7 protein-coding genes are annotated in these 12,684 nt (G+C 48.4%); 6 read left to right on the top strand and 1 reads right to left on the bottom strand.

Going from position 1 to position 12,684, the window contains the following annotated elements; translation table 11 throughout:
* Nucleotides 1-460 precede the first annotated feature (460 nt).
* Entirely contained in the window at nt 461-1,765 is a 1,305-nt protein-coding gene (gene yjjJ, locus ACN28Q_RS15450; RefSeq protein ID WP_095849049.1) for a type II toxin-antitoxin system HipA family toxin YjjJ, read from the bottom strand.
* A 234-nt stretch (nt 1,766-1,999) separates the two neighbouring features.
* Here yjjJ and ACN28Q_RS15455 point away from each other — a divergent pair, with 234 nt between their 5' ends.
* The 6 genes from ACN28Q_RS15455 to ACN28Q_RS15480 are packed head-to-tail and all read left to right on the top strand — an operon-like array spanning nt 2,000 to nt 12,651.
* The gene (locus ACN28Q_RS15455; protein ID WP_165907044.1) at nt 2,000-4,360 is read left to right on the top strand and encodes a type I restriction-modification system subunit M; all 2,361 of its coding nucleotides are present in this window, start codon (nt 2,000-2,002) and stop codon (nt 4,358-4,360) included.
* Nucleotides 4,360-5,700 (top strand): restriction endonuclease subunit S, encoded by a 1,341-nt coding sequence (locus tag ACN28Q_RS15460; RefSeq protein ID WP_095847155.1) that lies wholly within the window; start codon nt 4,360-4,362, stop codon nt 5,698-5,700. The genes ACN28Q_RS15455 and ACN28Q_RS15460 overlap by 1 nt, the downstream gene beginning before the upstream one ends.
* Complete coding sequence (locus ACN28Q_RS15465; protein WP_095847156.1) at nt 5,697-8,945, top strand: type I restriction endonuclease subunit R; 3,249 nt, start codon at nt 5,697-5,699, stop codon at nt 8,943-8,945. The genes ACN28Q_RS15460 and ACN28Q_RS15465 overlap by 4 nt, the downstream gene beginning before the upstream one ends.
* 29 nt (nt 8,946-8,974) lie before the next feature.
* Nucleotides 8,975-10,957 (top strand): DUF8426 domain-containing protein, encoded by a 1,983-nt coding sequence (locus tag ACN28Q_RS15470; protein ID WP_095847157.1) that lies wholly within the window; start codon nt 8,975-8,977, stop codon nt 10,955-10,957.
* Entirely contained in the window at nt 10,954-12,318 is a 1,365-nt protein-coding gene (locus ACN28Q_RS15475) for an McrC family protein (protein ID WP_095847158.1), read from the top strand. The genes ACN28Q_RS15470 and ACN28Q_RS15475 overlap by 4 nt, the downstream gene beginning before the upstream one ends.
* A gap of 24 nt (nt 12,319-12,342) precedes the next feature.
* Nucleotides 12,343-12,651, top strand: a complete 309-nt coding sequence (locus ACN28Q_RS15480) for a hypothetical protein (protein WP_095847159.1) — start codon at nt 12,343-12,345, stop codon at nt 12,649-12,651.
* Nucleotides 12,652-12,684 lie beyond the last annotated feature (33 nt).

The following is a 12,684-nucleotide window of genomic DNA, read 5'->3' on the forward strand; positions in this document are numbered from 1 at the left end:
GCCTACGTGTACTCTATCGCGCAGCATACTACTTGCCTGGGCCTCACTCCCTGGCAACATTGGGTAGCCGTTATCTCGCCCGGCCTGCGATAGGCATCGGCAGAAGAGATAGCAATGAGTATGTTATAACGTAACAATAAGGTAAGTGTATCAAGATACACTTGAACACGGGAATACCTCATTTGGGGTATTTGGTTGTGAGTAAAACAGCGGTGGCGGGTTGAACCGCAACTTCACCACTTGCTCGTCAATTGACTGTTACAAGGCATTTACATCGGCAGTAAACAGTGCATCAAGGTAAGGTCCGAGCACATTATCAGTAAGACCATCAGCTCAGATATGCCACCCCTGCTGATGGAGAAATTGACCTATTACTTGAAGCTACACCGTTTATATACCGGTATGCCTGGAATTATATAAGTCTGAAAAATGTGAGAATCAGTAAAGTTGAATATGTCTTTTATTCCAGGCGGGCGATGCGCGATCTGGCCTCGTCAAGGTGGCGATGTAATGCCTCAAGGCATGGGGCGAACCTGGCGGAGAAGCGGTCGCAACCGCTGGCTATAGCAAAGAAGTTCTCAGCCAAGTTTAGCGCTTCCCTCCAGGTATCCCCGCTGATCACTTCCGGCAGTGATGCTGGTCGAAGCTCGTTTACGATTGCGCCACCCGTTCTGGGAGCAAACCCCATAGGTAGAATGTCGTAGGCCGGCGCGAGGTGATATGGGCGACCGTGGCGACTGATGAACGACAGGTTACCGTGGTGCATGTCGGTATTGCCGATCAGCGCTCCGAATGCCCAAAGCCGAGCGCTGCCGGCGGCGGCCTCAGGATGGACATGCCCCTGCGTAATAAGGTTCTTGACCAGAACAGGCCAGGAGGCTCTGGCATTGCCAACAAACTCCGCATCAAGTGCCCGCAGCGAGAAGACGCCGATACGCCCCAGTTGGTCAACGCGATCGAATCGGGGTACCTCAAGGAATCGCTGGCCACCAAAATCAAATACCTCTGTTTCCACACCAAGCATCCTCAGCGCCAGGTGTTCGGCCAGCAGAAGGTCGCGCCAGCGTTCGCTAACCGGGTTATCGTCCGGGGCCGAGAATTTCACTAACACATGACCACGTTCTGTATAGGTGCAGAATTTCGGCTGTTCACCTCCTGCAGATGATCCTGGCGCCTCACCGGCACCAGCCGCCAGCGCCAGCGCGGGGTACGTTGTGGCGCGCTCAACTGGGGTGGGTTCCGGCATCGCCAGGAAACGGTCTCGTGCCTGCTCCCCTATCAGTAGGTTGCCGATAGCATCATGACCGTGTGCGAGCAACGCCCTAACCACATCTGCGTCTGCCCATTCATCTGGATTTGCCGGCAGGCCGAGCTCAGCCGCATACGCCGATGCGTAGGCTCGCCCGAGATATCCTTGTGGTCGCATGTCAAACAGCCACCACGGCAGCCCGTCGCTATAGAGACTCACGTTGTCGGTCTGCATCATGACAAATCCGTTCGGACGAACCGGAATGAGCTCGCCAAGAGACGTAATGCGCCCTTCATCGGTGATGCGGTAAATAGGTGCAGACCTGAATCCGCGATAGGTATCACGTAAGGCGTATTGAATAGATGGACCAGCCCCGATTCGAACGACGTCATCGCCAAGAACCCTCAATGCACGGGACATCGTTGGCTGGCTAATGCTTAATCTTTCAATTAGTTGCCTGGCTGGCATTGGCCCCTGGCTGAGCAACTGGCGTATCGTGTCGGAGCGCGTAGGCATCATGTTGAATCACTCGATGAATAGATAGGTGAATACATATCCTATCAGTTGAATTGTAGCCAGTCACCCCCGCAAGGGCGCAGATAAGGCGATCATTCAACCCTCTGTTCATTTCTTTGTTCTGTATCGTTTGCGATAGTCCTTGTGGCAGGTATTATTTTGCGTACTGCATTCCAAAACTGAATTTTTGCCTGAGCATGTTGCTCTATGGCTACGAGATCTTCCGAGGGCTTCATGACTAACACTAATTTCTCTCAAACGGCTGCGTTTATCTGGTCGGTAGCTGACCTGCTGCGCGGTGATTTTAAACAGTCTCAATATGGGCGTGTAATTCTGCCCTTTACGCTGTTGCGCCGTCTTGAGTGTGTATTGGCTGATACCAAAGAGGCGGTTGTAGCAAAAGCTGAGGAATTAAAAAACAGCACACTGCCGGAAGAAGCCAAAGAGAAATTTCTGCTACGTGCCAGCGGCCTGACGTTCTTCAACGCCTCCGCGATGGACCTTGGCAAGATGGGGCAGAATGACATCAAAGCCAACCTGGAAAGCTACGTGCAGGCGTTTTCAGCCGATGCGCGTGAAATCTTCGAGCACTTTAAATTCAGTGAGTTTGTCGGCCTGCTGGAAGACGCCAATCTGCTATACAAAGTGGTGAAGAAATTTGCCACCACCGATCTGAGCCCAAAAGCGATATCCAACTATGAAATGGGGCTGGTGTTTGAAGAGTTAATCCGCCGTTTTGCGGAAAGTTCTAACGAAACGGCCGGTGAGCACTTCACTCCACGTGATATCGTGCGTTTAACCACTTCGCTGGTGTTTATGGAAGATGATGAAGCCCTGTCGCAGGACGGCATTATCCGCACCATTTACGACCCGACTGCCGGAACCGGTGGCTTCCTCTCTTCCGGTATGGAATATGTGCACGAGCTTAACCCTAATGCGGTGATGCGTGCCTTTGGTCAGGAGCTTAACCCGGAATCCTACGCTATCTGTAAAGCCGACATGCTGATTAAAGGCCAGGACGTCAGCCGCATCAAGCTGGGTAACACCCTCTCGAACGACCAGTTGCCGCAGGATCAGTTCGACTACATGCTCTCTAATCCGCCGTTTGGTGTGGACTGGAAAAAGATTGAAGGCGAGATTAACGACGAACACACGCTGAAAGGTTTTAATGGCCGTTTTGGTCCGGGCCTGCCGCGCGTTTCCGACGGCTCGCTGCTGTTCCTGATGCACCTGATCAGCAAAATGCGCGACAGCCATAATGTGGATGGCAGAGTGAACAACGGCGGGCGTATCGGGATTATCCTTAACGGTTCCCCACTGTTTACCGGTGGTGCGGGGAGCGGCGAAAGCGAAATTCGTCGCTACATTCTGGAAGCTGATTTGCTGGAAGGCATCGTCGCGCTGCCAACGGATATGTTCTACAACACCGGCATTGCGACCTATGTCTGGATTTTGTCAAACAAGAAAGCACATGTGCGTAAAGGCAAAGTGCAACTGATTGACGGTACCAACCTGTGCGGCAAGATGCGCAAATCGCTAGGCTCTAAACGTAACCAGATGGGCGAGGACGATATTAAGCTTATCACTCGCACTTTTGGTAATTTTGAAATCGTGGATGCCACACCGCTGGAAGAATTAGGGCTGGAAAAGGCTGCTGAGCAAAAATCTAACCGTGGCCGTCAGTCCGCCACAGCTAAAACCGAAGCGCCGAAAACCTTCGCTAGCAAAATCTTTAACAGCACCGACTTTGGCTATCGCCGCCTGACCATTGAGCGACCGCTGCGTTTGTCCGCCCAGGTGACGGATGAAGCGATTGCCAGCCTGCGCTTTGCGCCGAAGCCGTTTAACGCGCCGATGGAACGCCTGTATGAAGCGTTCGCCGCGCAGTGGCAGGACGATAATTATGGCGATTTTTCAGAGACTGAAGTGGAAGCCCGCGCCATCATCAAGGCAGAATTTGCTGAACTGAAAGAGAAGCAGATTAAAGACCTGCTCGACAGCAAACTGTGGCTGGCACAGCGCGAGTTAATGACCAAAGCGCAGCAGATTCAGACGGCTCTGGGCGCACAGGCTGGCGGTAAAACGCAGATCAGCAACGATTTCAATCAGTTCCAGTTAACCCTGAAGGGCGCAATCAAAACCGCAGGCGTGAAGCTGGATACCAAAGAGAACAAGCAGTTTATCGATGCCATCACCACTAAAAACCCGGATGCCGAGCCGGTGGTGAAGAAAGCGCTGAAAGAAACTGCTCAGCCGCTGTACGGTGCGTTTGAGTACAAAGGCAAGGTTGTTGAGTTTGAGCAGGACGGCGAGCTGCGTGATAACGAGAACGTGCCGCTGAACCCGTCAGTGTCCACCAGTGACCTGATTGAGAGCTACTTCAAAGCAGAAGTACTGCCGCATGTGGATGATGCGTGGATCAATGCCGATAAGCGTGATGCGAAAGATAACGAGGTGGGGATTGTGGGGTACGAGATCCCATTTAACCGCCATTTCTATGTCTATCAGCCGCCGCGCCCGCTGGAAGAGATTGATGCCGATCTGGATGCGGTCAGCGCCGAGATTATGAAGCTGCTGCAGGAGGTGCATTCCTGATGGCTAAGTATAAGGCGTATCCAGAGTATAAGGATTCTGGGGATTCGAATATTGGGGTCATTCCAACGCATTGGGAGTTGAAGAAATTAAAACATTTGACAAAATGTTTAGATGGAAGCCGTATACCCTTAAATGCAACCCAGCGTGGTGAAATGCAAGGTGTAATTCCTTATTGGGGTGCAAACAACATTGTGGATTATGTTAATGCATATTTATTTGATGAGGAACTGGTTTTGCTTGGCGAAGATGGGGCTCCATTTTTTGATAAAAATAAAGATGTAGCTTTCCATATTACTGGAAAGATATGGCCTAATAACCATGTTCATGTTCTCCGCCCGAAACTTGATTTAACTAATGCTAAATTTCTTGCATATGCAATAAATTGCACAGATTTTTCCCTACATATATCAGGTAGCACTCGAGATAAACTCAATCAATCTGATATGGATAATATAAATATCCGTTATTGCGATAGAAATGAACAGGATAAAATTTCTTTTTTCCTCGATCACGAAACCGCAAAAATCGACAACCTGATCGAGAAGCAACAGCAACTGATTGAACTGCTGAAAGAAAAATGTCAGGCAGTGATTAGCCATGCCGTTACCAAAGGGCTAAACCCTGATGTGCCAATGAAAGATTCTGGTGTTGAGTGGTTGGGGGAAGTGCCGGATCATTGGGCTATCAAACCATTAAGATATTTAGGTGATTGCCAAAATGGAATAAATATTGGAGCCGAAGCATTTGGTTCTGGATTTCCATTTGTTAGCTATGGTGATGCCTATAAAAATAGAGTTTTACCTGATAACGGTAGTGGATTGGTACAGTCAACTGCTGAGGATAGAAAAAAATATTCACTTTTACGAGGTGATGTACTCTTTACTCGAACGTCAGAAACAATTGAAGAGATTGGTTTTGCATCTGCTTGTATTAAAAGCATAGAAAATGCTTGTTTTGCCGGTTTCCTTATTAGATTTCGCCCTGAATCCTCTGATCTGTGTGTTGAGTATTCAAAGTATTATTTTTCAAACCAACTACTTAGGATCTTCTTCACTAAGGAAATGAATCTGATTACCAGAGCATCACTTAGTCAGGACTTATTAAAGATGATGCCAGTAGTTATCCCTCCAGTGGATGAACAGGAAAAAATTGCCGAATTATTAGATAATATCTCCGAGAAATTTGATCAGCTTCAACTACTTGGTGAGGAGCAAATAAAATACCTCCAAGAACGCCGAACCGCCTTAATCTCCGCCGCCGTCACCGGCAAAATTGACGTCCGCGACTGGGTTACCCCCGACACGCAGGACGTTGAGGAACCACAGGAGGCTACCGCATGAGCATGGACAGCACCAAAGAGCTGATCTTCCAGGATGAAATGATCGCTCAGATGATCGTTCGAGGCTGGGTTCGTGGCAAAACGGACGGCTACGATCGTGAACGTGCGCTGTACTCGCAGGATGCCCTGACCTTTGTGCAGACCACGCAGCCGCAGGAATGGGAGAAGTTTGCCAAAATTTACCCTACTGATACCGAGCGTCATTTCCTCGATGCGCTGGTGGCGCAGCTTAAAAAAGCGGATATCAACGCCACCGACATGCTGTCGCGCACCTACGGCACCCTCGGCGTGCTGCGGCATGGCATAAAAAGCCATAACGCCCGTTTTTCCCTGTGCCAGTTCAAACCGGAGCATAACCTCAACCCGGAAACCCTTGCGCGCTATCAGCAGAATATCTGCCGCATTGTGCCGGAGCTGGTTTACAGCCCACACGCCTCGAAAGATGTGTTTGAAGAGTCGGGCATAAAAACCAAAAAATGGCGTATCGATCTGGTGCTGTTTGTAAATGGCCTGCCGGTGGCCACGATGGAACTGAAGTCAGAGTTTAAGCAGACGGTGCAAAACGCTATCACCCAATATAAGAAAACGCGTTTGCCGAAGGACCCAGGCACCAATAAACCCGAGCCGCTACTGACCTTCAAACGCGGGGCGCTGGTGCACTTTGCCGTCAGCCAGTACGAAGTCTTTATGGCCACCAGACTCGATGGTGATAAAACCTTCTTCCTGCCGTTTAACAAAGGCACCCATGACGGCGGTGCGGGGAACGACATCCCGGAAGACGAAAACGACTATGCCACCAGCTACCTGTGGAATGAGGTGCTGCTGCGGGACAATCTGCTGAAAATTCTCGCCAACTTTGTGCATCTGCAAATCGAAGAAAAAGAAGACTGGAATGGCCTGAAGTACAAAAAAGAGAGCCTGATCTTCCCGCGCTATCATCAGTGGGATGTGGTGAACAAGTTGATCACTGCCGCTACGGTGGAAGGCACCGGCAATAAATACCTGATTCAGCACAGCGCAGGGTCGGGTAAATCCAACTCCATCGCTTGGACGGCCCATCAGCTTTCCCGCCTGTACGATGAGAAAGGCGAGAAGCAGTTCCATTCGGTGATTGTGGTGACGGATCGTACCGTGCTCGACGATCAGTTGCAGGACACTATCTATCAGTTTGAGCATCAGGATGGCGTTGTTGGGCGTATTAACAATAAAGAAGGTGATGGTTCTAAATCGGACAAGCTTGCCTTTGCGCTGGAAAACTCGCAGCCGATTATTATCGTCACCATTCAGACTTTCCCGTTTGTATTGAAGGCGATTGAAAACAGCGTCAGCCTCAAACTGCGTAAATATGCGGTCATTGCCGACGAAGCGCACTCCTCGCAAAGTGGGTCAACGGCGCGTCAGCTGAAAGAAGTGCTGATGACCGAAGAGACGGATGACGATGCGGTGATGTCTTCAGAAGATATTCTGGATGCCACCGTCGCCGCGCGTAAAGGCAGCAATAACCTTAACTACTATGCTTTTACCGCGACACCGAAAGCCAAAACCCTGGAGCTGTTTGGCCGTCGGCCTAACCCGCTTGAACCGGCTTCAAAAACCAATAAGCCGGAAGCGTTCCACGTTTATTCCATGCGTCAGGCCATCGAAGAGGGCTTTATTCTCGATGTGCTGAAGAACTACACCAACTACAAAGTGGCTTATAAACTACTACAAAAGCTGGGCGACCCTGACCGGGAAGTGGACAGTAAAAAAGCTAAGATCAAATTGAATCAGTGGGTCACGCTGCACGATCATAATGTTTCGCAGAAAGTGAAAGTGATTGTCGAGCACTTCCGCAAGCATGTGATGCATCTGCTGGGTGGGCAGGCCAAAGCGATGGTTGTCACCAGCTCACGAAAAGCGGCGGTGCGCTACAAGCTAGCGTTTGATAAATACATCACCGATAAAAAGTACGACAAGATCAGCGCAATGGTGGCGTTCTCCGGTGAAGTGGAGTTCCATGAAGATGACCACAATAGCCTGGCGCTGCTCAACCAGAAGTTTACTGAAATCAATATGAACCCCGGGCTGAAAGGCCGAGATATGCGCAAAGCGTTCGATACCGATGACTATCAGGTCATGCTGGTGGCCAACAAATTCCAGACAGGTTTTGATCAGCCCAAGCTGTGCGCCATGTATGTCGATAAAGCGTTGGGTGGAGTGGAGTGTGTGCAAACGTTATCGCGCCTGAATCGCACCTATCCTGGCAAAGCACAGGCAGGCACCTTTGTGCTCGATTTTTATAACGAGCCGGACGATATTCTGGGGGCTTTCCAGCCGTATTACCAGACGGCGGAACTGACCGATGTCAGTGACCCGCAGCAGGTCTTTGAGCTGTTTGAAAAACTGCGTACCAGCGGTATTTTCCTGTGGAGCGAAGTGGAGCAATTCTGCGAGGCGTTCTTCAACAAAAACAAATCGAATGCGGCCATCAGTAATATCTGCAAACCTGCGGTGGAGCGCTGGAAGCAACGTTATTCGTCGGCAATTGATGCCTATGTACTGGCTAAAGAGATGCTGGAACGTACCAGAAAGACCGGCGATGTAGTGTTGATCACTAATGCGGAAAATACCTTTAAGGACTGCGAGAAAGAAAAAAGCAAACTGGATATCTTCAAGAAAGATCTCGGCAGCTTTGTCCGTTTTTACGAGTTTATGTCGCAACTCGTGGATTACGATGACAAAAACTTAGAAAAGCTGAGCCTGTTTGCGCGTCACCTGCGCCCGTTGCTGCATGAGCAGCGTATCGAAGAAGATGAGATTGATTTAAGCAACGTGGAGATGAGCCATTACCGTTTATCGAAGCTCCACGAACAGCACCTTAAGCTGCAGGAAGATGCTGAAGAATACAAAATCAAACCGGGTAATGATGTGGGTACGGCGAAGCCAAAGGACAAAAAAGAAGAGTTTCTGTCGAATATTCTGGCTCGCCTGAACGAGCTGTTCGTCACCGATAATCTCACCGATAAGGACATGATTAATTATGCCTTCGCGGTGCGCGACAAGCTGTCAGAAAATCAGGCTGTGATGACCCAGATCGCCAACAATACACGCGAGCAGGCGATGTTGGGGGATTTCCCGAAAGCCATTGATGATGCCGTCATGGACAGCAACGATGCCCAGCAGGAGATGATGATTCAGTACCTCTCTAACCCTGAACTGGCGAAAGGCTTTGCCCGTGTGGTGTTTGATATGTTGAAAGGGGCTTAACAATTATTCATCAAGGAGTGGTGTAGGAAATGCTTAACTCTCTGGAAATTTACCAGGTATTAAATGAAATGGGTTACCGGCTGGAGGCTGGAAAATTCGAGCCAAGCTATGCCTCCGAGCATGCGCTTGGCAACGGAAAGTATCTGTATGTCAAACGTAAGCAGGATGGCGTTGTTAGTAAAAACCCATTGGTTCTTGCGCCAGAAACCCTTGCCTTACGGGCGGAAATCGATCGTATTGCAGGGATTCACTGTCTTTGGGAAAAAGTAAAAAGCACCAGTTACCGCCGTTACCCGAAAGACAATGGGATGTCGCAATATGGTTTTGCAACCGATGTTGAATCGCCAGAGGCTCTGCAAAAATTAATGACGTTACTGTGCGGTGCTCCGTCATCAGCAGCCTTTTCCGATATGAAACAAGATAACGAAAATAAGGAACAGCCCATGATATTTCCCTTAAACCAGATCCTCTTTGGGCCACCAGGCACAGGTAAAACCTACGCTACCACCGAAATGGCGGTCAAAATTGCGGATAATGCGTGGTACCAGCAGGCTGTGCAGGAGCCTCATGGCAGTGACTTACGGGAACGGGTGAAAGAGCGCTATCAGAAGTTGGTAGAAAAGCAGCGCATTATGTTTACTACTTTCCACCAGAGCTTCTCCTATGAAGACTTTATTGAAGGGATCCGCGCGACCACTGATGAAAGCTCGGGTACGCTTCGCTACGAAGTTGTCGATGGTATTTTTAAACAGCTGTGCCTGAATGCCAGGGTAAAGGTTCAGGGGAGTGCAACGCAACCTATCTCCCTCGAAGGGCGACGTATCTGGAAAATGTCTTTGGGGAATACCATGGAGGGAGAAGGGGATGTTTATGAGGAGTGTCTGGCGAACAATTATGTCCTGTTAGGTTGGGGAGAGGATATTGATTTCAGTAATTGCTCAACCTATAAATCAGTTAAAGCACGAATAGTATCAGAGCAAAAATCATCGGAAGGCACCAGTAATTATATGGGTGTTGCCGTGAATACGTTTAAAAATATTATTAAGAACGGCGATGTAATTATTGTATCTGATGGGAATCATAAGTTTCGTGCGATTGCTGAAATTACGGGGGGATATAGTTATTTACCTAATGATGAGCGTAAATATTATCATCAAATGCGTTCGGTTAAATGGCTAAGAACGTATACCCCAAGCCTTCCTAAAGAGCAGATATTCACTAAGTCGTTATCTCAGATGACACTTTATGAGCTGCAGGATACAACGATTGATCGTGAAAAATTGACTCAACTGTTAGCCCCTGTTGACGATGCCGATAGTCAGGATCTTCCACATGTTCTGATTGTAGACGAAATCAATCGCGGCAATATTGCCCGTATCTTTGGTGAGCTTATCACTCTTCTGGAGTCGGACAAACGGCAAGGGGCAGACGATGAACGGTCGCTGATGCTCCCCTACTCGAAACAAACATTTTCAGTACCACAAAATGTGTATGTCATTGGAACGATGAATACCGCTGATAAATCGCTCATTCAAATGGACCTGGCTTTAAGGCGCCGTTTCAGCTTTATCGAAATGCCTGCGCAACCGGAGTTTCTGGCTGGGGTTCGCGCATTTGGAGTCGACGTCGAACAGTTATTAACACGTATTAATCAGCGTATTGAAGCGCTGCTGGATAGTGAGCATATGATTGGCCACGCTTACTTTATGCCTTTAAAAAATATAGAAGGCAACGCTGAGCGCGAGGCTTGTCTTGCTAGCATATTCCAAGTAAAAATCATTCCATTGCTGCGAGAGTATTTCTTTGATGACTATGAGCGCATTGGTTGGGTGCTTAATGATTCAGTGAAAGCCAAAGAAAACCGTTTTATCCTGTTACAACGGGCAGCGCAATTACCGTCATTTTCTGAACTATTCCCGAAAGATATTGCAGACAGTTTATCTGACAGGCGTTTTCGCATCAATGAACGTGCATTTATGTCGGCGGAAGCTTATCAGGGTATCGTCGCATGATGATTCAGGTTCGGGAATATGCTTTGTTAACCTGTGATACTTCTCAACCAGCCAGTATGGATTTGGGGATTGTCTCTGAGGCAACCTTTTCCTGGCTTGAGCAATTGCAACAGAAGTGGGGTGGCAGCGCTCAAATACTCAGCCGTGAAGGGAAGCAGTTTTTGCGCCTGGGGAGCTATGTCGGTTATCTACAATCTCCGAATGGCGAGTCCATCGAAATCCTGCCAAAAACCGCATTTGAAGCCCCAAATGAGACAGTATCACTGCGTGTGCTTTTACGGCGGATGCTCAGCGCCTCTTTGGGGATTACACCCCGAGAGGCTAACCAGGCTGCATTACAACGAAGCAACCAGCCTTTACATGAGTGGATTATCAGCGAGTTTTTGCGGCATCTTACCGACTTGGTGCGCAAAGGGTTACGTTTCGACTATCATCTTGTTGAAGACGAACACAGCGCTTTTATCCGTGGTCAATTGAATGTAACGGCACAAATGAGACAGCCTCCGGGTAGGGGCGCCCATTTTCATGTACGCTATGCGGAGTTCTCACCTCAGCGTATCGAAAACCGTCTGTTACGTACGGCACTGGATTGGGTGCTTAAAATGACCAAAGAGGGTCAGAGTTGGCGGCAGGCGAATATACTTAGTCACCAATTGGATGGGATCGAACCGATTTATGGTAGTGCAACGCAGCCAATGCGGCAATGGAGCGACGGTAAATATCTCTATGGCTATCGTGCCATTAAACCATGGTGCCAACTTATTCTGGAAAAACTGAATCCAGATTTTCAGCATGGGTCGCATCAGGGAATTTCTCTGCTGTTCCCGATGGAAAAATTATATGAATGCTGGGTGGGAAGTTGTTTGGCTTTAGCTTTGCATCGCGATTATCAGTTCATTAATCAGGCAAAACGTCATTATTTGTTAAAGCATGTGCCAGTTGGCGAAAGGACATCTCAACAATGGTTCATGCTTAAACCTGACTTTCTTATCACCGGTGAGCAGGTGATAGTGCTGGATGCCAAATGGAAGCTATTAGACAGCCGGGCTGATGATAGCCTGAGAAAGTATGAAATCAGCCAGACTGATCTGTATCAGATGTTCGCCTATGGGCAAAAGTATCTGCAAGGGAAAGGGAATATGATGCTGATTTATCCACGTCATCAGTACTTTAATACTCCGCTGCCGGTATTCCGTTTTGATGAACATTTATCTCTTTGGTGTGTGCCCTTTGATCTTGAATCTGGTGGATTAGTGAAAGGTGAGTGGCAAATTTCTTTCCACTGTTTCCCTGGTAATGAGGCTATAGCGGCTCATAATGATCAACCGGATAATCAACTGCATCATGCATTTCTTGAATGATAAAGCGGGAAGGGAGCAGTAATCATGGTTTATAAAGATTTCTATCATTTAATGTTGGAGTATTTTTACCAACCAGTTGAGTTGTTTACAGGGGCGAGGAAGTTGCCTTTTACTCTGTATGCTGAAGAGCAAAAGCTGTTTGTTCGAAACGGAAAAGGTAATATCAGCCTTATCACTCCCAAAGAGGTCGCAGCATTTATTGAACGGTTTGAAGAAAATGAGAGTTCGTTGCCCAAGGACTATCAGGATGTGACTTTCAAAGCCTCCTATTTGCTGGCAGCGATGAAATATATTACTAAGCAGAATTTTACTGATGCATCCGTCGTGCGGTAATCCCCCCATTTTTAACGGAGGTAATAAGTTGTA

Source organism: Gibbsiella quercinecans (assembly GCF_002291425.1).
GTDB lineage: Bacteria > Pseudomonadota > Gammaproteobacteria > Enterobacterales > Enterobacteriaceae > Gibbsiella > Gibbsiella quercinecans.